This window comes from Flavobacterium sp. FG19 (assembly GCF_057809475.1).
In genome coordinates, this window is the sequence record NZ_JBMDKA010000031.1 from 13169 (window position 1) to 35942 (window position 22774).

Sequence of the window (22774 nt, forward strand, 5' to 3'; positions counted from 1 at the left end):
TTCTTAAATTAATTTGAATGCATTTTTTGAAGTGGTAAATTAGTAATGCTATATAGTAAAGAAATGAATTATGAAAACGAAAATATTTTTAGCCATTACGTTGTTAATCTTAACAATTTCGGCCCGTGCACAGAAGAAAATTGAAGTAACCGAACTGCCAAAACCGGCACAGGAATTTTTAAAGAAACATTTTAGTCATACTACAGTCGAAAAAGCTCAAAAAGACCCCGAACACGGAGAAAAGGGCTATGAAGTGAAACTGAAAGACGGAACAGAGGTAGAGTTCTGGAAAGACGGTTCGTACCGTGAAGTAGACGGTGGCGACAATCCAATACCGACGGATTTTATACCTGATAATATTAAGGCTTACGTAGCCAAAAATCATCCAAATGAAAAAATAACGCACATCGACTATGGACACAAAGATCTGGATGTAGATTTGACCAATAAAATTGATTTGGAATTTACCAAAGACGGTAAAATTCTAAAAGACAAAAAGAATAACGTCAAAAAAAAATAATTTGCAAAAATAAAGATGCTGTTTGAAGGTCAGAATGTTTTTCTAAAATCGTTTTTGAAAGCTTCATATTCGATGGTAAATTCTGTATTTTGACTTGGCAAACATAGGAGAAGCGAAATATTTATAGAAATTGTATTTATCATCAAAGATAAAGCTCCAGCGAAGCGACATTTTTTTACAATCCCAAAATATTTCGCTCCGCTGGAGCTCTTTTGTGTTCGTATTATTGAATTTCTATAAATATCCAGCCCCGCTGGGGCTTATTAAAATGAACCGTTCAATAAAATGAAAAAATTAGCAGCTGCTTTTTGACGACTTCTTTTATTTGCGTCCAATTTTTACGAAAGAACATCTTGAGAGAAAATAGTTTATATTTACATCTTTATTTTTTATTTCATGGAAGAAAATAAACATGTAACGATATACGATATCGCCGAAAGATTGAATCTGGCGACATCTACCATTTCACGAGCTTTAAAAGACCATCATACCATAAGTGACAAAACGATTAAAAAAGTGAAAAAAACCGCTGAAGAAATGGGATTTGTTCCCAATACTTTAGCAGCAGGTTTACGCGGAAACAAAACCCGAACAATTGGTGTTTTAATCCCGACCGTTACACAGCCTTTCTTATCTTCATTAATCAGTGGAATTGAAATTACGGCCCAAAAGTCTGATTATACGGTAATCATTATGCAGTCGCATGACTCGTATGAAGAAGAAGTCAATATGGCGAAATCTTTGTACAGCAATCGTGTGAGTGGTGTTATTTGCTCTTTGGCAATGGAAACCAGAGACACAGCGCATTTTCATCAGTTTTCCAACAATAATATTCCGTTAGTTTTTGTCGACAGGGTTCCGAAAGATTACAATACTTTTAGAGTTGTTATTGATAATTACTCGGCAGGCTACAAAGCAACTAAACACCTTATTGAACAAGGCTGTATTCGTATTGCGCATTTAACAGCAGGCTCAGAATTAGGAAATTTATATAACGAAAGAAAAAGAGGGTATATAGAGGCCTTAAAAGATCATAATATTGAAGTGGAAGAAGAATTGATTATCAATCTAAATTCTGTTACTTACGAAGATGGTGTAAGAGCCAGCAATGCTTTATTTGATTTGAATCCAATTCCTGACGGATTGTTTGCTCCTGGAGATATTCTGGCGGTAAGTGCGATTCAGACGGCTAAAAAAAGAGGTATTAAAGTTCCCGAAGAGTTTAAAGTAATTGGTTTCAACAACGACCCGATTTCACAGATTATAGACCCTAATTTATCGACTATCACGCATCCTGCTGAAAAAATGGGAAAAGCTTCTGCAGAAATTATTATCAAAAATCTAAAGTCTTCTAAGAGTGATGATGCCAAAGAAATTACCTTCTTAAATACGGAAGTATTGGCAAGAGAATCTTCAGAAAAATAAATCAGACTCAATTTGGAATTAAGGCTTATCAGTTTATTTATAACCGATTAAGTCATCAACGTTTATATTATTTTTTGGAATGAAAACCATTACACTTCCAGACGAAATGGATTTAGAAATAGCACAGTCGGTGCATGTTGTAGAATACAGCAGTTCTAAAGATGTTTCTAAACAGCAGATTATTCTCAATCAAAATATCATTAGTTTTCTCATTGAAGGAACCAAAGAAGTAATTTTTGATAATGTAGCGTTATCGATTGATCCTTCTAAATTCATCATAATGCGTTCCGGAAATTGTTTGATGACTGAAAAAAGGATTTCGGATACATCCAATTATAAAAGTATTCTTTTGTTTTTTTCTAATGAAATGGTTCATAATTTTATTAGAAAAATGGAATCAGAAAAATCAGAATCGATTGAACCTAAATCGGTTTATGATTTTGGCTATGATGATTTTTTAAAACGCTTTGTAGAGAGTTTAGCCGATATTGCTAAACTTTCAAAAACTGTTCAGATAAAATTATTAGAAGTTAAGTTTGAAGAAATTATGCTTTATCTGACTGCTCAATATGGAACCGATTTTTTATATTCATTAATCACTAACAACAATCAAACGGCTCAAAAATTCATTCGTACAATCGAAAACAGTCATCTCGATAAGTTGACTGTAAAAGAATTGGCGTTTTTGTGTAATATGAGTGTTTCGACTTTTAAAAGAGAATTCGAAAAACACTATTCGGCATCTCCAATGAAATGGTTTCAAAACAAACGATTAGAACATGCGCATTATTTGTTAAGTCAGGAAAAAAGCCCTTCTGAAGTATATTTTGAAGCTGGTTATGAAAACCTTTCGAGCTTTAGCCAGGCCTACAAACTCAAATACGGTGTTACACCTAGAGAACACAGAAAAGTTTGAGCTTCTGGCAACAGTTTTTGATCTTTTATCTAAAATGATTCAGCTGTTCCAAATCTAACTTTGCTTAAAATTTTAAAACAGATAAAATGAAAAAGCTAAGTATGATTTTGGCAATGTCGGCCATTTTTTCAACATCGATTTTTGCGCAGAAAACATTTACCTTAACCAGTAAAGATTTAGGAGGAGAAACTACTAAAGTTCAAGAGTTCAACGGATTTGGATGTTCTGGAGAAAACCAGTCTCCACAGTTATCATGGAAAAATGCTCCAGAAGGAACTAAAAGTTTTGCTGTAACGATGTACGATCCAGATGCACCTACAGGAAGCGGATTCTGGCATTGGGTTGTAGTGGATATTCCGGCAAATGTAAACGAGTTGGTTACCAATGCAGGAACAAAAAATTTGGTTCCAAAGGGTGCGATTCAAAGCGTAACCGATTATGGAATTAAAGGATTTGGAGGTCCATGTCCGCCAGTTGGTCACGGATATCATCAATACATTATTACAGTTTATGCTTTAAAAACTGAAAAATTAGGAACAGATGAAAATACAAACCCGGCTGTAGTTGGGTTTAATCTTTGGAACCAGACTTTGGCAAAAGCCAGTATTGTAGCGTATTACAAGCGATAATTTTTAAGGATTTAAAACCTAAATCCAACCCCGTTAAAGCAGGATAGTTTTTATAATTATCCTGCTTTAATTTGTTATAGAAATAATTTTTTCGAAAAAAAGAGAGCCAAAATTTTTTTCTTAAACAACAATCTTATATTTTTACGCAACCGATTGCAATTGTTGTTTTATTTAGGATAATGTATTTTTTGATTTAAAATTTTATTAAATGCTTTTAAAAGGAAATAAAATATTGATGTTGTAAAAATGAAATTGTAAAGAATAAATTAAAGCCAATGACTTCATTCAGATTTGTTTTCCTGTTTCTTCTGACCTTCTTTTCGGCTTCGGCACAAAAGGATTATAAATTGTGGCTTCAGTATAATACGGTTGCTAATTCAACAGTAGCTTTAGAATACAAAAGCAATCTTAAAGGAGTTGTTATTTTAGGAAATTCAGAAACCATTAAAATTGCCGAAAAAGAGATCAAAACTGGATTTTTGGATATGTTGGGAAATATACCTGAAATTAAATCAGATATAAAAGGAGGAGAGAACAATCTTATCGTTGGTTCACAGTTGAATTTAAATGCTGAAATCAAAAAAGAATTGCAGTCTGATTTTGATAAAATAAATAATGAAGGTTTTATTATCAAATCTATTTCGCTTAAAAGTAAAAAACAAATTATTATTACAGGAAAGAATGATGTTGCTGTTTTATACGGCGTTTTTAATTTCCTGAGAATTTTGCAAACCAATAAATCGGTAAAAGATTTAAATATTGCTGATTCTCCAAAAACGAATATCAGAATTCTGAATCATTGGGATAATCTTGACAGAACGGTAGAACGTGGTTATGCCGGTTTTTCGTTATGGAACTGGCAAAAACTTCCAGATTTTATTGACCAACGTTATATTGATTACGCTAGAGCGAATGCCTCAATCGGAATCAACGGAACGGTTTTAACCAATGTAAATGCAAACGCCTTAATTCTGACTCCACAATATTTAGAAAAAGTCGAAGCCTTAGCGAATGTCTTCAGACCTTACGGAATAAAAGTCTATCTAACGGCAAGATTTTCAGCGCCGATTGAAATTGGAAATCTAAAAACTGCCGATCCAAAAGATCCTGAGGTCATTAATTGGTGGAAAAATAAGTCGGCTGAAATCTATAAACGAATCCCGGATTTTGGCGGTTTTTTGGTAAAAGCCAATTCAGAAGGTCAGCCCGGCCCACAAAATTATGGCAGAGATCATGTTGACGGAGCCAATATGCTGGCCGATGCCGTTGCACCTTTTGGCGGTGTAATTATGTGGAGAGCCTTTGTATATTCTGAACATGATGCCAATGATCGCGCCAAACAAGCTTACGCAGAATTTCAGCCGTACGATGGAAAATTCAAAGACAACGTAATCGTTCAGGTAAAAAATGGAGCAATCGATTTTCAGCCGAGAGAGCCGTTTCATCCGCTATTTGGAGCCATGCCAAAAACGCCTTTAATGATGGAATTTCAAATCACACAGGAGTATTTAGGTTTTAGCACACATTTGGTTTTTCTGCCTAAATTATTTCAGGAAGTTTTGGAATCTGATACCTATCAAAAAGGAAAAGGTTCAACGGTAGCCAAGGTTATTGACGGCACTTTATATCAAAATAAACTAACGGGAATTGCCGGTGTTGCCAATATCGGAAATGATTTAAATTGGACTGGACATCCTTTTGCGCAAGCCAATTGGTACGGTTTCGGAAGACTGGCATGGAATCCGTATTTAGATTCTGAAGTTATTGCAGAGGAATGGTTGAGAAGCACATTTTCTAATGATGAAAATTTTATTAAACCAGTAAAAAATATCATGATTGAATCGCGTGAAGCCGTTGTCAATTATATGACTCCGCTTGGGCTTCATCATATTATGGATACGGGACATCATTACGGGCCTGGGCCTTGGGTTTCTAATTTATCAAGACCAGAATGGAACCCAACTTATTATCATAAAGCAGATAAAAACGGAATTGGTTTTGACAGATCGAAATTGGGCACAAACGCCGTTTCGCAATATGCTCCAGAAGTTGCCAGACTTTTTGATAATCTGGAAACCTGTCCAGAAAAAGAGCTGCTATGGTTTCATCATCTTTCATGGGATTATAAACTAAAAAACGGACAAACGCTTTGGAATGGTTTGGCGCTAAAATATCAGCAAGGTGTTAATCAGGTCAGAGAAATGCAGGATGTTTGGAGCAAAACTGAAAAATATGTGGACAGTGAACGTTTTAATGAAGTGAAAATGTTATTAGAAATTCAGCATAATGAAGCAAAATGGTGGCGTGATGCGTGTTTGCTGTATTTTCAGCAATTCTCAGGAAAAGAGCTTCCTGCTAGAGTAGAAAAACCAATACAAACATTAGAGTATTTTAAATCATTAAAATTTCCTTTCGCACCTGGGAATGGATAACTAAAAATAAAATAAACACATAGAAACATAGATTTATATTTAACTGTAAAAGGATTAAAGAAAGAAACTAGTTTCTCACACATAGCTATGTGTATTGATGCAAGTGAAACGCCTTTTAAGACAAAGAATAACTATGTTTCTATGTGTTTAAAAATTTAAGCATGAAATTATTGTAATAAATTATGAGAAAAAAAACGGCAATTGTAACCGGAGGAAATTCGGGATTAGGTTTTGCAACGGCAAAAAAACTTTGTGACAACGGAATCACAACTTATATAATCGGAAGATCACAAGAAAAAACAGAAGATGCCTGCAGGGAAATTGGAGAAAATGCCATTCCGGTAATCTTTGATTTGAATGATTTAAAAGGAATTCCGGCAATGATTGAAAGTATTACCAAAAACAGTTCAGTCGACATTTTGGTTAACAATGCAGGAATCAACATGAAAAAAGAAATTCCAGATGTAACCGATGAAGATTTTCTTTCGATAATCCACACCAATTTATTGAGCGTTTTCGCCGTAAGCAGAGAAGTGATTAAAAACATGAAAGAAAACGAAGGCGGAAGCATTATCAATATTAGTTCGATGGCATCTCAATATGGAATTCCAAAAGTAATTGCATATTCGTCAAGTAAAGGCGCGATTGAAGCCATGACACGTGCAATGGCGACAGAATTAGCACCTTCGGGAATACGTGTAAATTGTATTGCTCCAGGATTCATTAAAACTAAAATGTCCTCAACAGCACTTGATAACGATCCAGAAAGAAAAAATAAAGTATTAGGAAGAACACCAATGGGTTATTTGGGAGAACCATCAGATATTGCAGATGCGGTTTATTATTTCGCTTTAAGCGAATCAAAATATACTACAGGTACAGTTTTGCCTGTTGATGGCGGAAATAGTATCGGGTTTTAATTTTTAAATATTTTAAACACATAGAAACATAGTTTTTCTTTGTCTGCAAAGGCGTTTCACTTGCATTAATGCACATAGCTATGTGTGAGAAACTAGTTTCTTTCTTTAATCTTTTTTTGAGTTAAATATAAATCTATGTTTCTATGTGTTTAATTAATTTTTGCAGAAGAGAAGTATGATAAAAATGCAGCAAACCATGCGATGGTTCGGGCCGAATGACAATGTCAAATTAATTGATATTAAGCAAGCAGGAGCAACAGGAATTGTAACCTCATTGCATCAAATTCCTGTTGGCGAAATCTGGACTGTTGAAGCAATAAAAGAAAGGCAGGAAATCATTCGCAATTACGGACTGGAATGGACTGTGGTGGAAAGTCTTCCTGTTCATGAAGAAATCAAACGAGCTTCGGGAAACTATCTGCAATACATTGAAAATTATAAAATCAGTTTGCAAAATCTTGCGGACTGTGGCATCAAAATAATAACCTATAATTTTATGCCGATTCTGGACTGGGTGCGAACGAATCATGATTTTATAAACGAAGACGGAAGCAGAGCTTTACTGTACAATCAGGATGCGTTTACTTATTTTGATGTTTTTCTTTTGAAAAGACCGAATTCGGAAAACGATTATTCTGATGCTGAAAAAGAAAAAGCGTTACAGTTCGGAAATCAATTATTGGAAGATGAAAAAGCATTATTATTTAAAAATGTTTTGTTGGGATTGCCGGGAAGTAAAATCAATTTTACGGCAGAACAGATTTTGTCTCTTTTAGAAAATTATGCCGAAATCGACAATCAAAAATTAAGAGAAAACCTGATTTATTTTTTATCAGAAGTAACTCCGATTGCGGAGAAAAACGAACAAAAATTAGCGATTCATCCCGATGATCCACCGTTTTCGGTTTTAGGACTTCCGAGAATTGTTTCAACTGAAGAAGATTTGAAAGCGATTTTTAGTGCTGTTTCATCAATAGCAAACGGATTGTGTTATTGCACAGGTTCATTAAGTGCCGATCCCAAAAACAATCTGGAAAAAATAATAGACGATTTTGGAGACCGAATTCACTTTTTACACTTGAGAAATACCATTCGCGAAAGCGAAACTATTTTTAGGGAATCAGAGCATTTAAACGGTGATGTCAAAATGGAAGTCATTGTTGAGAAATTATTGTTATTAATGCATAAAACCAAAACAAGCCTACCAATGCGCCCAGATCATGGTTTTCTGCATCGAGTTGATGAAGAAACCGAAACATATCCTGGTTATTCGTTGACTGGAAGATTAAAAGGTTTGGCAGAGTTACGAGGTTTGGAAATGGGAATTGGGTATAAATTGAATTTGTAATAAAAGTTATTTTCAAGTATCCTAACAGGTTTCCAAAACCTGTTAGGTATCATAAGAGGTAAAGTAATATTCACCAGTTTAAACCCGACAGGTTTTTAAAACCTGTCGGGTTTGCCGATGAGAACAGGAAAAACTTTAAATAATACCTAACAGGTTTTGGAAACCTGTTAGGATGCGTATCAAATCTATAATCTATGTGTTTAAAAACTAAAATAACATACATAATCTTATCACTTCTCCTAATCGGATTAAGAACAAATTCGTACGCCATAAATCCAGAGAAATATGTAGTTAATCAGGCTTCTAGTGAAAATTTTCCGTTAGTTTCAAAAGGAAAAATAGCTTCAATTTTGGTTGACGATAGAGATCATGCAGGAGTTTTAAAAGTAACAGGACATTTAGAAAACGATCTTTTTAAAGTTTCTGATTTACATTCGAAGAGAATAAAAAAGATTTCGGAGGCAGAAGATTTTGTTGTCATTATAGGAACACTCGGAAAAAATGAAATCATTGATCAATTAGCCAAAGAAGGAAAAATTGATGCCAATCAGCTTAAGGGAAAATGGGAAAAATTTACCACACAGATAGTTGAAAATCCATTTAAAGGAATCAAGAAAGCTTTGATAATTGCGGGTTCAGACAAACGCGGAACGATTTACGGAATCTATGATTTGTCTAATCAAATTGGCGTTTCGCCTTGGTATTACTGGGCAGATGTTCCCGTTAAAAAACAATCAGAATTGCATGTTTTACCTGGAATTCATTCGCAGGGAGAACCAAAAGTAAAATACAGAGGGATTTTTATAAACGATGAAGCTCCGGCTTTATCTGGCTGGGCTTTTGAGAAATTCGGCGGATTTAATTCGAAATTCTACGATAAAGTTTTTGAATTGATTCTGCGAATGAAAGGCAACTATTTATGGCCGGCAATGTGGGGCAGAATGTTTTATGTTGAAGATCCGCAGAATGCTGTTTTGGCCGATGAATATGGAGTTGTAATGGGAACTTCGCATCATGAACCCTTAACGAGAGCACATGCTGAATGGGGAAAATCTAACGGGAAATGGGATTTTACTACCAACTCTGAAGCTTTGATTCAATTCTGGAAAGACGGAATTAAACGAATGGGAAACAAAGAAACCATCGTTACAGTCGGAATGCGTGGTGACGGCGATGAACCGATGACTGAAGGAACTGCGATTGAATTATTAGAAAATATCGTAAAAACACAACGAAATATCATTTCAGAAGTTACGAAAAAACCAGCGGAAGAAACGCCGCAAATGTGGGCGCTTTACAAAGAAGTTCAGGATTATTACGACAAAGGAATGACGGTTCCTGATGATATTACGCTTTTATTGTGCGATGATAATTGGGGAAATATCCGCAAACTTCCAGAACTGGATTCAAAACCTAGAAAAGGCGGTTACGGTATTTATTATCATTACGATTATGTGGGCGGGCCGAGAAATTACAAATGGATCAACACGAATCAAATTGAAAGAGTTTGGGAACAAATGGATTTGGCGTATCAATATGGAGTTGATAAAATCTGGATTGTAAATGTGGGTGACATCAAACCAATGGAATTTCCAATAGAGTTTTTCCTGGACATAGCTTGGAATCCTGAAAAGTTCAATGCAGGAAATTTAGAACACTATTATTCAGATTGGGCTAAAGAGAATTTTGACAACCAGTTTACAGGTGAAATCGCTCAGATTTTAAAATTATATACAAAATACAATTCCCGAAGAAAACCTGAATTATTAGATTCAAAAACTTATAGTATTACGAATTATAATGAAGCTGATGAGGTTGTGGCAGATTATCAAAAGTTAGTTGAAAAAGCCAATTCGATAAACCAAAAATTGAGACCAGAATACAAAGATGCTTTTTATCAGTTGGTTTTGTTTCCTGTTTTGGCAAGTTCGAATTTGAATGAATTGTATGTTGCAACGGCTAAAAATAATTTATTTGCAGAGCAGGGAAGAAGTTTGACAAATGATTATGCTGAAAAAGTAAAAGAGTTGTTTAAAAAAGATGCAGAGCTTACAAATTATTATCATACACAAGTAGCAAATGGCAAATGGAACCATATGATGTCACAGACACATATTGGATATGATAATTGGCAACAGCCAGATAAAAATGTGATTCCGAAAACGAAAAGAACTTTTCTTGATACCACAACAAATCCCGCAATTATGGTGGAAGGCAGTAAAGAAGTTTATGATTCAACAAGCACAAAAAAGATTGTTTTGCCAGATTTAAATTCCCTTGAAAAGAATACGACTTATATTGATTTAGATAATAGAGGTGTAAAATCTTTCCAGTTGTATATCGATAATAAAAATAATTGGATTTTATTTTCTTTCTCTGAAGGAACTGTTGTTCGTGATGAAAGAATTACAATAAATGTTGACTGGAATAAAGCACCAAAAGGAATATCTAAAAATCAGTTTATAATTTTTGCACGTGGTAAAAAACACAATGTTGAGATAAAACACAATAATATTGATCCTGATAAAATTATGGGTTTTGTTGAAAACAACGGCTATATTTCGATAGAAGCTGAGAATTATTCGAAAGCAATAAATCCAGATTCTGTAAAATGGGCCGTAATCCCAAATCTGGGAAAAACTTCATCAGGTGTAACGTTAAAACCTTCGAACATCAAGCCAATTGAAATCTCGGAACAATCTCCAAGATTAGAATACAATGTTCATTTTTTCAGCAAAGGAGATGTAAAAGTAAAAGCCTATTTTTCGCCGACAATCAATTTTAAAAAGGGAGACGGATTAAAATACGGAATTGGATTTGACAATGAAAAACCGCAAATCATGAACCTCAACGCAGATTCTTCGGAAAAAGCCTGGGCAGAATCTGTTGCGAATAATATTAAAATCATAAGTTCATCGCATAGTATTGAAAATTCTGGAAACCATCTTTTAAAAATTTACGGAATTGATCCAGCGCTGGTGCTTCAGAAAATTGTAATTGAAACTGAAGAGGGAAAAGTTTTGGATTCGTATTTGGGACCGCCAGAGAGTTTTAGGAAGGAATGACAAAACTAAACGAATAAAAAAAACGATTAACTATTTAAACCAAAAAGATATGAAATGCATTAAACCTTATTTATTTGCCGTCACGGCCTTGCTGACCATAAGCTGTACTTCGCAAAAAGAAACTGCTTCATTAAAAGACGCTTACAAAGACGATTTCTACATTGGAACCGCTTTAAGCGCTGATCAAATCGAAGAAAAAGACAAGAAAGAAGATTCTTTGATTCGAAAAGAGTTTAATGCAATTACGGCAGAAAATATTATGAAATCCATGTATACGCATCCGCAGAAGGACAAATATGATTTTGCTTTGTCTGATAAATTTGTGGCGTATGGTGAGAAGAATAAAATGTTTATTCACGGACATACTTTGATTTGGCACAGTCAGCTGGCGCCTTGGATGGAAAAAATTGCTGATAGTACAGAAATGAAAGCTTTTATGAAAGATCATATTACCACAATAGTTTCTAAGTACAAAGGCAGAATCAATTCTTGGGATGTGGTCAACGAAGCTTTAAATGACGATGGAACTTTGAGAAAATCAGTTTTCTTGAATACACTTGGCGAGAAATATTTGGTTGATGCTTTCAAACTGGCAGAAAAAGCCGATCCTAAAGCCGAGTTATATTACAACGATTATAATATCGAAGAACCGGCAAAAAGAACCGGAGCGATTGCTTTAATCAAAAAAATAAAAGCCGAAGGCGGAAAAGTAGATGGCGTTGGCATTCAGGGACACTGGCGATTACAAAGTCCGTCATTAGAAGAAATAGAAAAAAGCATTTTAGAATATTCGGCTTTAGGAATCAAAGTAGCTTTTACAGAATTGGATATTACGGTTTTACCAAATCCGTGGGATTTAAAAGGAGCAGACGTAAATCAGAAATTTGAAGGAAACCCTAAAATGAATCCGTATCCGGAAAAATTACCCGATTCAGTTCAGACACAATTAGCAGAACGTTATGCATCGATTTTTAAATTATTTTTAAAGCATAAAGACAAAATCAGCAGAGTTACATTTTGGGGCGTTCATGACGGTCAATCTTGGCTTAACGACTGGCCGATTAAAGGAAGAACGAATTATCCGCTTCCGTTTGACAAGCAATTAAAACATAAACCAGCTTACGACAGCATCTTAAAGTTGAAAGAAACTAAAGAGTAAGCAGTCAAAACAGTTCAAGATTGATGAATTGATCAACAATCGGTTGTGAAATGAAAAATAACTTAAATAAAGTAAACTAAATTTGCATAATATGTTTTTTTGTCTAATTTTACACAACCGATTGTTTTAATTGCAATTCGCTTTCCTGCAAGGTTTTCAAAACCTTGTAGGTATGACTGACGAGTAGTATAAATGATTGGAAACCTACAAGGTTTTGAAAACCTTGCAGGAGAAAAACTGACTAACTTTATTTTTTAGAAACCACTTTTGCTTACATAACTAATCAATAAAATGACCACAAACCCACGAATGACTAACCTTTCACAAAAACTATCCATTAAGGAAAAAATTGGATACAGCTTAGGGGACTTAGCTGCCAATTTAGTTTTTCAGACTTTGATGACCTATCTGGCGTATTTCTACACCGACATTTACGGATTATCACCAACAGATTCTTCCATCATTATGCTGATTGTAGGATTGGTTGCAGCTTTTATTTTTAATCCGATCATTGGGGTTTTGGCAGACCGAACGAGTACGAAATGGGGAAAATTCAGACCTTGGATTTTATTGACCGCAATTCCGCTTGGAGTAGTGGCACTATTAGCCTTTTCAACTCCCGATTTCTCGTATAAAGGGAAAGTGATTTATGCTGTTGTAACTTACACTTTATTACTGCTTTTTTACGCAGGAAACAATTTGCCATATTCTGCTTTAAGTGGCGTGATTACAGGCGATATGAAAGAACGAAACAGTATGTCATCCTATCGTTTTGTTGCGGTGATGTTTGCACAGTTTTTCGTTCAGGTTTTCATGCTTGGGATTATCAAAAGTGCCGGAAACGGAGATAAAGCAATCGGAATTGAAAAAGTGATGACCGCTTTGGCGATTATCGGAACGATTATGCTTTTAATTACGTTTTTAACGACGAAAGAAAGAATCATTCCAAAACCAGAGCAAAAATCAAGCGTTAAAGAAGATTTGAGCGATTTAATCAAAAACAGACCTTGGGTTATTATGCTTTCGCTGACGACCTTGGTTTTTGTGACTTTGGCTATGAAAGGCGGTTCGTATGTATATTATTTTGAGAATTATGTAGATAAAGAACAATTGGCCGTTTTTATTCAGCCTATTTTGGATTTTCTAACGAATATTGGATTGAATCATTTTGGGAATGATCCTGTTTCAGCAGGTTTCGGACTCTTTAATGCGGGCGGCATTATCTTTATGATTATCGGAATTACATTGTCTAAAAATCTCGCTGATAAATATGGAAAACGAAATGTATTCGGATTGTTTTTATTCATTTCGACACTTTTTATCATCGCTTTTTATTTCTATCCGCCAACATCAATCGGATTGATGTTTTTTTCTCAAATCCTGCACGGATTTTTCTATGGAATCACCATTCCGATTTTATGGGCGATGATTGCCGATGTTGCCGATTATTCAGAATGGCTGAACAATCGTCGTGCAACCGCCATAATCTTTTCTGCAATGATGGTCGGACTAAAAACAGGATTGAGTATTGGCGGGGCTTTAACGACATTGTTTTTAGGCTATTTCCATTACGTTCCAAATGCGTCTGAGCAGTCAGCTACTGCCATCAACGGAATCAAATTACTAGTAAGTATTTTCCCTGCAATCCCGTTTTTAATTGGAGCTGGATTGCTGTTTTTCTATAAAATCGATAAAGCGATGGAAGTGCAGATTGAAACCGAACTAAAAGAAAGAAGAACTTAATTATTTAAAACAAAGATACCACTATGCCTGAAGATAGCATTGAACACATTAATTTTGAGGAAATTAATGACTTGGCGATTTCAAAGCCATTAGTATCTCATATGTATACAGCCGATCCTTCGGCGCATGTATTCAATGGGAAGATTTATATTTATCCGTCGCATGATATAGATGCCGGAATTCCGTTTAATGATAACGGAGATCATTTCGGGATGGAAGATTATCACGTTTTTTCGATGGACACCATTTCATCTGAAGTTGTGGATAACGGAGTAGCACTTCATGTAGATGATGTGGCCTGGGCCGAAAAACAAATGTGGGCACCCGATGCTGGACATAAAAACGGAAAGTACTATTTGTATTTCCCGGCCAAACGTGCCAACGGAATTTTCCAGATTGGAGTAGCGATAGGCGATGCACCGGAAGGGCCGTTTATACCGCAGCCCGATGCCATAAAAGGAAGTTACAGTATTGATCCGGCTGTCTTTGAAGACGAAGACGGAAAACATTATATCTATTTTGGAGGTATCTGGGGTGGACAGCTTCAGAAATACCGAAATAATATATACGATTCCAATAATGAAGAGCCATTCGGAAATGAACCTGCTTTAGGGCCAATCGTAGCGATGCTTCGTGATGATATGCTGGAGTTTGCCGAAGAGCCAAAAGAAATTCAGATTTTAGATGAAAACGGAAAAGTGATTTTGGCAAGCGATAATGACCGTCGTTTTTTTGAAGCTTCATGGGTTCACAAATACAACGGAAAATATTATTTCTCTTATTCTACAGGAGATACCCATTTTATCTGTTATGCTATTGGCGACAATCCATATGGGCCGTTTACGTATCAGGGAAGAATTTTGAATCCTGTGGTTGGCTGGACTTCGCATCACTCTATTTGTGAAGTAGAAGGCGAATGGTATTTGTTTTACCACGATTCGAGTTTGTCAAAAGGTGTAACGCATTTGAGAAGCATGAAAGTAACCAAAATCGATTATCTCGAAGACGGTTCGATAGTAACAATTGATCCGTATGGAATAAGAAGATTGTTTGATTAAGATTTTAGAAAAAAAACATGTTTAAAAGAAGCAGATTAGGTAGTGCATTGGTCAGCGCAGTCATTTTAATGAGTGCTTTTTCATCGTGTAAAAAAATTTCGCAAAAATCACAATCGGTTGTGTATTCCGATTATGCTGTTTTTGATTGGTTTGATTACCGAGGAAATGACGATGCGTATCAAAATCTGACGAAATCGGAGAATGAATACCTGAATCCGATTTTGGCGGGGTTTTATCCTGATCCGACCATCTGTAGTGCTGAAGGAAAGTTTTATCTCGTCAATTCTTCTTTTTGCTATTTTCCTGGGCTTCCTATTTTTGAAAGCACAGATTTAGTAAACTGGAAACAGATTGGAAATATCATCAATCGTCGCGAACAGGCCGATTTTGGGAATTCTCGTTTGTCAGGTGGCATGTATGCGCCAACGATTCGATACAATAAAGGCATTTTTTATGTGATTTGTACGAATGTCAGCGGAGTAGGGAATTTTATTGTTACAGCTAAAAATCCGTCTGGGCCATGGTCAAATCCGATTGCACTTCCTGAAGTCAACGGGATTGATCCTGATATTTTCTTTGATGAAGACGGAAAAGTGTATATCACGCATAACGGGCCTCCGCCAAATAATGTTTCGGTTCATGATGGGCATCGCGCTATTTATATGCTCGAGTATGATTTAGCAACTCAAAAGATTGTGAGTCAGCCAAAATTAATAGTGAATGGTGGAACCGATATGGCTATAAAACCAGTCTGGATTGAAGGCCCGCATGTGATGAAAAAAGATGGGTTTTATTATCTGATTTGTGCGCAGGGCGGAACAGGTTTTAATCATTCAGAAGTGGTTTTTAGAAGTAAAAACATCTATGGTCCTTATGAAAGTTATGCCCATAATCCGATTTTGACGCAGAAACATTTAGACCCGAATCGTAAAAATTTAGTTTCAACCACTGGTCATGCTGATTTTGTTGAATTGCCAAACGGCGATTGGTGGTCAGTATTTTTAGGCTGTCGTCCGTATGAAGGCGATTTGTACAATACAGGCAGAGAAACCTTTATGATGCCGGTTGAATGGAAAAATGGCTGGCCAGAAATTGTTGGTGGTAAAGATGCAATTCCAATGAAAAACAAGCGTCCGAATTTGCCTCTTTCAAAAGAAAAAATAGAACCGAATAATGGGAATTTTATCTGGAAAGATGACTTTGATTCAAACGAATTGGGCTTGAAATGGAATTTCATCAGAACGCCTTCTGAAAAATGGTACGAACTGACTAACGGAAAACTTTTAATCCAACCAAGAAAAGAATCGATTCATACTGAAACCAATTTTTCTTTTATAGGAAGAAGACAACAGCATTTAAAATTTGAAGCTTCTGTTAAATTTGAGTTTACACCAAAAGATAATTTACAAGTTGCGGGTTTGACTGCTTTTCAGAATGAAAAACATTATTTTTTGATTGGGAAACGATTGAATTCAAATGGAAAACAAGAAGTTTTTGTTGAAAGAACAGTTGGTAAAATCAATAATGGAGAATCGGAGATTATTGCTAAAAAAGACCTTTTGGATGCTGATAAAGCATTGTTTTTAAAGATTGAAGGAAACGGAAGAAAGTATAGTTTTTATTATAAGACAGCTCAGAATGCAGAATGGGGTTTATTGATTAAAGATGTAGATGGTTCTATTTTAAGTACAAAAGAAGCGGGCGGTTTTGTGGGGACGTATTTAGCAATGTATGCGTCGAGTGAGCATTTTGAGAGGTAGATTTTTTAGATTTTTCGGATAAAGTCCCGGAGGGACGAAATATTTATAGATTTTTTGGAACGTCCAATTGTAAAAAGCTCCAGCGGAGCGATATATAATTTGTGGCAAATGTGTCGCTCCGCTGGAGCTTTTAATCTGTGTGGATTTGAATTTTCTATAAATATTACGCTCTTCCAGAGCTATGAGGGATGATAAATATTATGAACAAATCCTTTGCGAACCTTGCGTAAACCTTTGTGTGCTTTGCGGTTAAATGATGTACGACAACTTATGAAAAATAATGTTCTGTCACATCTTCTGAAACCGTTTCGCGTGAGGGATAGCAGTGGAAAGCCCACAGTCTCGTCAGAATGACGAGACGAGGACTTGCAACGGATAGCCCGACCCGCCTTTTTCGGCGGGACACGCCCAAATTATTGGAATATAGAATTTTAAAAACTTAACATAATTAATATAAAAAACAATTTTTTATAAAATATTTTTGTCTACTTTAGCATAACAGAACGGAACAGAACGGTATGCTAAAAGAAGAAGAAAAATTTGAGTTTATAATCAATCACGAAAGTGATATTCCGAAGTATCAGCAATTGGTGGACGGAATCACAAATTCGATTGCAGAGAATATTTTGCAGAAGGGAGATTTGCTTCCGTCGGTGAATGTGATCTGCAAAACATATCAGCTTTCGAGAGATACGGTTTTTAAGGCTTATTCTATTTTGAAAGAGCAGAATACAATTGAATCTGTGCCGAATAAAGGCTATTATGTGGCTGGTGAAACCAGAAAAGTGCTTTTGGTTTTAGATACCTTCAAAGCTTATAAAGAAGTTTTGTATCATTCGGTTATGAATAATCTGCCGGATAATGTGATTATCGATGTGCAGTTTCATCATTATAATATTGATGTTTTTAAAACGATCATCAATAACGGAATCGGGAAGTATTATAAATATGTGGTGATGAATTTTGATCACCGAGAAATTGCTCCGGCATTGTCGGCAATTGCAAGCGACAAACTGCTTTTGATTGACTGGAATATTCAGGCAGATAAAGCTCAGAATTATGTGTTTCAGGATTTCGGGAAAGCGTTTTATGATTCTTTGACAGAAGCGGTGGATTTGTTTAAAAAGTACAAAAAGATACAATTTGTATATCCAGATTTTACAAATCATCCGTGGGAAACGGTTGAGTTTTTCAAGAAATTTTGTTCCGATTTTGGTTTTGAATATGAAGTGATTACAGATCCAAAGAAATTCAATATCGAAAAAGGAATGGCTTATATCAGTGTAAGCGACAGGATTTTAGGGCACTTTTTGGAACAATGCAAAGAGAAAGATTACGAACCGGGAAAAGATGTTGGCTTTTTGTCGTACAACGAAACCCCGATGAAGAAATTTATATACAAAGGAATTTCGGTTGTTTCAACTGATTTTAAAGAAATAGGAACCAAAGCAGCGGCATTTATTACGCATGACGAAGAAACGAAGTGTTATGTGCCGACAAAATTAATAATAAGAGAATCATTGTAAGTATGTATTATATCGGATATGATATTGGAAGTTCTTCTGTTAAAGCAGCAATTGTTGAAGCAGAAACGGGTAAAAAAGTGATCGTTTTGAATGAACCTCAGAACGAAATGGAAATCCTTTCGATTCACCCAGACTGGGCGGAACAAGATCCTGAAATGTGGTGGCAGTACATTTGTACAGCAACGAAAAGAGCGATTAAAGAAGCGAATATCGATGCGTCTAAAATTCAGGGAATTGGTATTTCGTACCAAATGCACGGATTGGTGATTGTGGACAAAGAAGGTACTCCGTTACGAAATTCTATTATTTGGTGTGACAGCCGTGCGGTTGAGATTGGAAATAAAGCTTTCGCGGAAATTGGAGAAGAAAAATGCATGTTGCATTTATTGAATTCGCCAGGGAATTTTACGGCTTCGAAACTGAAATGGGTTAAAGAAAATGAACCAGCAGTTTATAATAAAATTGCTAAATACATGCTTCCGGGAGATTACATCGCTTTGAAATTGACAGGAGAAGTAACGACAACTAAAAACGGTTTGTCTGAAGGAATGCTTTGGGATTATAAAGAAAATAAAGTAGCCGATTGGCTTTTAGAATATTATGGAATTGATACAGCATTAACTCCAAAAATTGTAGAAAATTTTACGAATCAGGGAGTTGTAACAGAAAAAGCTTCAGCAGAATCTGGATTGCCAGCTGGAATTCCGATTGTGTATAGAGCGGGAGATCAGCCAAATAATGCTTTGTCGTTAAATGTACTTCGTTCGGGAGAAGTTGCGGCGACAGGTGGTACGTCGGGCGTTTTCTATGCTGTTACAGAAACAAACTCAGGAAAAAGTACTCGCGTAAACAACTTTGTTCATGTAAATTATACAGAGTCAAATCCAAGAGTTGGAAAATTGCTGAATATAAACGGAGCGGGAATCCAATACCGATGGATGCGAAACAATATCGGAAATGAGTCGTATGAAGAAATGAATGAAAAAGCATCTCAGATAAATGTAGGCTCACAAGGATTGGTTGTAATTCCGTTTGGAAATGGCGCTGAAAGAATGTTCAATAACAAAAACATTGGATCTCACATTTTAAACCTGAATTTTAATATTCATACCAATGCACATTTATTCAGAGCGTCTTTAGAAGCCATTGCATTTTCGTTTGTGTACGGAATGGAATGTTTGAAAGACGATAATGCAACAATTAATGTAATTAGAGCTGGAAATGATAATTTATTCCGTTCTGAAATTTTCTCTAATACAGTGGCGACATTAATTGGGCATGAGATAGAAATTTATAATACAACTGGAGCAGTAGGAGCAGCAAGAGCAGTAGGCTTGACAGATGGTGACTTTGAAAAATTTGGTTCAGGAATTACAACAAACGATCACGTAATGACCTTTTTGCCTCTAAAAAACAAAGAGGAATACGAAGCGGCATATCAGAAATGGAAAAAAGAATTAGAATTAATATTAACAAATAAATAAAAAATCAAATGATAGTTTTAGGAGATAAAGAATACTACAAAGGTATTGGCCAAATTAAGTTTGAAGGAAAAGAATCTGACAATCCTTTGGCATTTAAATATTACAATCCAGACCAGGTTGTAGCTGGAAAAACAATGCGTGAGCACTTTAAATTTGCGATCGCTTACTGGCATACTTTCTGCGGACAGGGTAGCGATCCATTCGGACCAGGAACACAGCAATTTGCTTGGGATGCTTCATCAGATCCATATCAGGCAGCAAAAGACAAAGCAGATGCTGCTTTCGAATTCATCAGCAAAATGGGATTCGATTATTTCTGTTTCCACGATTACGATTTGATTGCTGAAGGAGCAACTTTCGCAGAATCAGAAAAACGTTTGGCTTTCATTACAGAATATTTAAAAGGGAAAAAAGCAGAGTCTGGAATTAAATTGCTTTGGGGAACTTCAAACTGTTTCTCAAACCCAAGATTTATGAACGGAGCAGCTACAAATCCAGATTTTAATGTAGTGGCAAGAGCCGGTGGACAAGTAAAATTAGCACTTGACGCAACAATCGCTTTAGGTGGAGAAAACTACGTATTCTGGGGAGGTAGAGAAGGGTATATGTCTTTACTAAACACAGATATGGGAAGAGAATTAGACCACATGGCACAATTCTTAGCAATGTCTAGAGACTACGCAAGAGCACAAGGTTTTAAAGGAACTTTCTTCATCGAGCCAAAACCAATGGAACCATCAAAACACCAATACGATTTTGACTCGGCTACAGCAATCGGATTCTTGAAAAATTACGGTTTAGATAAAGATTTCAAAATCAATATCGAGGTAAACCACGCTACATTGGCACAGCATACTTTCCAACACGAATTGGAAGTTGCGGCAAAAGCAGGAATGTTAGGAAGCATCGATGCAAACAGAGGAGATTACCAAAACGGATGGGATACAGACCAATTCCCAAATAACATTCAGGAAACTACTGAAGCCATGTTGGTTTTCTTAAAAGCTGGCGGATTACAAGGCGGAGGAGTTAATTTTGATGCTAAAATCAGAAGAAACTCTACAGACTTAGAAGATGTTTTCTTAGCACACATTGGTGGAGCTGATACTTTTGCAAGAGCATTATTGACAGCTGATAAAATCATTTCTTCTTCTCCTTACGAGAAATTAAGAAAAGAAAGATACAGTTCTTTCGATTCTGGAAAAGGAAAAGATTTCGCTGATGGAAAATTAAACTTGAAAGATCTTTATTCTATCGCTCACGAAAATGGAGAATTAAATCTTCAAAGCGGTAAACAAGAATTGTTTGAAAATATCATCAACCAATATATTTAATTGGTAAACTTCTATAAACCTAACAGGCTTTCAAAACCTGTTAGGTTTCTACAAAATATTTAGTGAGATAGAAAATCTAAAAATAATTTTAATTTTCAATGTGATAGCTATAAAACGTTATTCTCTTTAAAAATGATTTTTTTAAATAAAGACTTCGAAAATGTGTATTAAGATTATGGCTTTTTACTTTGAGATTTAAGAAAAACAGATTGAAGGTTTAGTTACTGTTTTTTGAAAATCAAAACGAATAAAAGGTCAGTTTGATAAAATAATAAGTGAGTATTTTTTATTGAAGGTTTTTTGAAGAGCAGAATCAATCGAAATGCACATTTTTCACTCACTAGAACAAGCTGAGAACTTTGTCAAAGTTTTAAACTTTGACAAAGTTTTTTTACGCAAAAATACTTTTAACTTAAACCAAAATACTTATGAAATTTTTTATTGACACTGCCAATCTTCAGGATATTGAAGAAGCGCAGGCTTTAGGCGTTTTAGACGGCGTAACGACCAATCCGTCTTTGATGGCAAAAGAAGGCATTACAGGAAAACAAAACATCCTAAATCATTATTTAGCTATTTGCAATATCGTTGACGGCGATGTTTCGGCTGAGGTGATCTCGACTGACTTTGAAGGAATGGTTAGAGAAGGAGAGGAACTGGCAGCCTTGCATCCTCAAATCGTAGTAAAACTACCAATGATTGGTGATGGAGTAAAAGCCTGCAAATATTTTTCTTCTAAAGGAGTCCGTACCAATGTAACTTTAGTGTTTTCTGCCGGACAAGCTTTATTGGCTGCCAAAGCTGGAGCGACTTATGTTTCCCCATTTTTAGGAAGATTAGATGATGTTTCGACAGACGGAATGAACCTAATCGCAGAAATCAGAGAGATTTACGATAATTATGATTATCAGACACAAATCCTTTCAGCATCAGTAAGACATACGATGCATATTATTAACTGTGCAAAAATTGGTTCCGATGTTATGACAGGGCCGCTTTCGGCAATCAAAGGATTGTTGAAGCATCCTTTGACAGATATTGGATTAAAACAGTTTGTTGAAGATGCGAAAAAGATGAATCTCTAAACTAAAATAAAAACAATACAATCCTGTAAAGCCTTTTCGTTCAGAAAGGGCTTTTTTTGTTATTTTTCAACAACCGATTGCCTTTTTTAAGTGTTTTTTAAACAAATCATGACTTATGCAGGTTTGTATTCTTCTCTCCTCAGTAATATAAGAACAATTTTTTAAATAATATGTGCTTTTTGTATTACTAAAACGATGTAGTTTTGCTGAAAATATCTTAAACCAGATGTTTTATGTTTTTTTTAAGAATTTAAATAAAACCTCTTTTTATTCTTAAATTTTTCTATGAACGACATTCGTATTTTAATAATAATTTAAAGTATTTGCTTTATAAGTAAACTATGTGTTTTTTTAAAATGGTATTTTTTAA

General features: G+C 35.4%; 16 protein-coding genes. All 16 read left to right on the forward strand.

Going from position 1 to position 22774, the window contains the following annotated elements; all coding sequences use genetic code 11:
* The first annotated feature begins 70 nt into the window (after window positions 1–70).
* Window positions 71–520: a PepSY-like domain-containing protein gene (locus ACODST_RS23430; protein WP_488934518.1), complete on the forward strand. Its 450-nt coding sequence runs from the start codon at window positions 71–73 to the stop codon at window positions 518–520.
* A gap of 396 nt (window positions 521–916) precedes the next feature.
* On the forward strand, window positions 917–1945 hold the full coding sequence (locus tag ACODST_RS23435; RefSeq protein ID WP_289665498.1) for a LacI family DNA-binding transcriptional regulator: 1029 nt from the start codon (window positions 917–919) through the stop codon (window positions 1943–1945).
* A 79-nt stretch (window positions 1946–2024) separates the two neighbouring features.
* Window positions 2025–2861, forward strand: coding sequence for a helix-turn-helix domain-containing protein (locus tag ACODST_RS23440; protein ID WP_488934519.1), 837 nt, complete (start codon window positions 2025–2027; stop codon window positions 2859–2861).
* An 86-nt stretch (window positions 2862–2947) separates the two neighbouring features.
* Window positions 2948–3490, forward strand: a complete 543-nt coding sequence (locus ACODST_RS23445) for a YbhB/YbcL family Raf kinase inhibitor-like protein (RefSeq protein WP_488934520.1) — start codon at window positions 2948–2950, stop codon at window positions 3488–3490.
* A 275-nt stretch (window positions 3491–3765) separates the two neighbouring features.
* The gene (locus ACODST_RS23450; protein WP_488934521.1) at window positions 3766–5922 is read left to right on the forward strand and encodes an alpha-glucuronidase family glycosyl hydrolase; all 2157 of its coding nucleotides are present in this window, start codon (window positions 3766–3768) and stop codon (window positions 5920–5922) included.
* Window positions 5923–6104: 182 nt separating this feature from the next.
* Window positions 6105–6842 carry an SDR family NAD(P)-dependent oxidoreductase gene (locus tag ACODST_RS23455; protein WP_488934522.1) on the forward strand — a complete coding sequence of 246 codons (738 nt, stop codon included), beginning with the start codon at window positions 6105–6107 and terminating at the stop codon, window positions 6840–6842.
* 184 nt (window positions 6843–7026) lie between these two features.
* Entirely contained in the window at window positions 7027–8190 is a 1164-nt protein-coding gene (uxuA, locus tag ACODST_RS23460; protein ID WP_488934523.1) for a mannonate dehydratase, read from the forward strand.
* A gap of 194 nt (window positions 8191–8384) precedes the next feature.
* Complete coding sequence (locus ACODST_RS23465; protein WP_488934524.1) at window positions 8385–11255, forward strand: glycosyl hydrolase 115 family protein; 2871 nt, start codon at window positions 8385–8387, stop codon at window positions 11253–11255.
* A gap of 49 nt (window positions 11256–11304) precedes the next feature.
* On the forward strand, window positions 11305–12414 hold the full coding sequence (locus ACODST_RS23470; protein WP_488934525.1) for an endo-1,4-beta-xylanase: 1110 nt from the start codon (window positions 11305–11307) through the stop codon (window positions 12412–12414).
* 309 nt (window positions 12415–12723) lie between these two features.
* Complete coding sequence (locus ACODST_RS23475; RefSeq protein ID WP_488934556.1) at window positions 12724–14157, forward strand: MFS transporter; 1434 nt, start codon at window positions 12724–12726, stop codon at window positions 14155–14157.
* Between the two features lie 23 nt (window positions 14158–14180).
* Entirely contained in the window at window positions 14181–15215 is a 1035-nt protein-coding gene (locus ACODST_RS23480) for a glycoside hydrolase family 43 protein (RefSeq protein WP_488934526.1), read from the forward strand.
* A 17-nt stretch (window positions 15216–15232) separates the two neighbouring features.
* The gene (locus ACODST_RS23485) at window positions 15233–16975 is read left to right on the forward strand and encodes a glycoside hydrolase family 43 protein (RefSeq protein WP_488934527.1); all 1743 of its coding nucleotides are present in this window, start codon (window positions 15233–15235) and stop codon (window positions 16973–16975) included.
* Between the two features lie 518 nt (window positions 16976–17493).
* The gene (locus tag ACODST_RS23490; RefSeq protein ID WP_488934528.1) at window positions 17494–18501 is read left to right on the forward strand and encodes a GntR family transcriptional regulator; all 1008 of its coding nucleotides are present in this window, start codon (window positions 17494–17496) and stop codon (window positions 18499–18501) included.
* 2 nt (window positions 18502–18503) lie between these two features.
* Window positions 18504–19985 (forward strand): xylulokinase, encoded by a 1482-nt coding sequence (locus tag ACODST_RS23495; protein WP_488934529.1) that lies wholly within the window; start codon window positions 18504–18506, stop codon window positions 19983–19985.
* An 8-nt stretch (window positions 19986–19993) separates the two neighbouring features.
* Window positions 19994–21319, forward strand: a complete 1326-nt coding sequence (gene xylA, locus ACODST_RS23500; RefSeq protein ID WP_488934530.1) for a xylose isomerase — start codon at window positions 19994–19996, stop codon at window positions 21317–21319.
* Between the two features lie 428 nt (window positions 21320–21747).
* Entirely contained in the window at window positions 21748–22404 is a 657-nt protein-coding gene (gene fsa, locus ACODST_RS23505) for a fructose-6-phosphate aldolase (protein ID WP_488934531.1), read from the forward strand.
* Window positions 22405–22774: the final 370 nt, after the last annotated feature.

Coding starts and splice junctions, on each gene's coding strand:
- ACODST_RS23430 (WP_488934518.1), top strand. CDS start 71: ATGAAAACGAAAATATTTTTAGCCATTACGTTGTTAATCTTAACAATT.
- ACODST_RS23435 (WP_289665498.1), top strand. CDS start 917: ATGGAAGAAAATAAACATGTAACGATATACGATATCGCCGAAAGATTG.
- ACODST_RS23440 (WP_488934519.1), top strand. CDS start 2,025: ATGAAAACCATTACACTTCCAGACGAAATGGATTTAGAAATAGCACAG.
- ACODST_RS23445 (WP_488934520.1), top strand. CDS start 2,948: ATGAAAAAGCTAAGTATGATTTTGGCAATGTCGGCCATTTTTTCAACA.
- ACODST_RS23450 (WP_488934521.1), top strand. CDS start 3,766: ATGACTTCATTCAGATTTGTTTTCCTGTTTCTTCTGACCTTCTTTTCG.
- ACODST_RS23455 (WP_488934522.1), top strand. CDS start 6,105: ATGAGAAAAAAAACGGCAATTGTAACCGGAGGAAATTCGGGATTAGGT.
- uxuA (WP_488934523.1), top strand. CDS start 7,027: ATGCAGCAAACCATGCGATGGTTCGGGCCGAATGACAATGTCAAATTA.
- ACODST_RS23465 (WP_488934524.1), top strand. CDS start 8,385: ATGTGTTTAAAAACTAAAATAACATACATAATCTTATCACTTCTCCTA.
- ACODST_RS23470 (WP_488934525.1), top strand. CDS start 11,305: ATGAAATGCATTAAACCTTATTTATTTGCCGTCACGGCCTTGCTGACC.
- ACODST_RS23475 (WP_488934556.1), top strand. CDS start 12,724: ATGACTAACCTTTCACAAAAACTATCCATTAAGGAAAAAATTGGATAC.
- ACODST_RS23480 (WP_488934526.1), top strand. CDS start 14,181: ATGCCTGAAGATAGCATTGAACACATTAATTTTGAGGAAATTAATGAC.
- ACODST_RS23485 (WP_488934527.1), top strand. CDS start 15,233: ATGTTTAAAAGAAGCAGATTAGGTAGTGCATTGGTCAGCGCAGTCATT.
- ACODST_RS23490 (WP_488934528.1), top strand. CDS start 17,494: ATGCTAAAAGAAGAAGAAAAATTTGAGTTTATAATCAATCACGAAAGT.
- ACODST_RS23495 (WP_488934529.1), top strand. CDS start 18,504: ATGTATTATATCGGATATGATATTGGAAGTTCTTCTGTTAAAGCAGCA.
- xylA (WP_488934530.1), top strand. CDS start 19,994: ATGATAGTTTTAGGAGATAAAGAATACTACAAAGGTATTGGCCAAATT.
- fsa (WP_488934531.1), top strand. CDS start 21,748: ATGAAATTTTTTATTGACACTGCCAATCTTCAGGATATTGAAGAAGCG.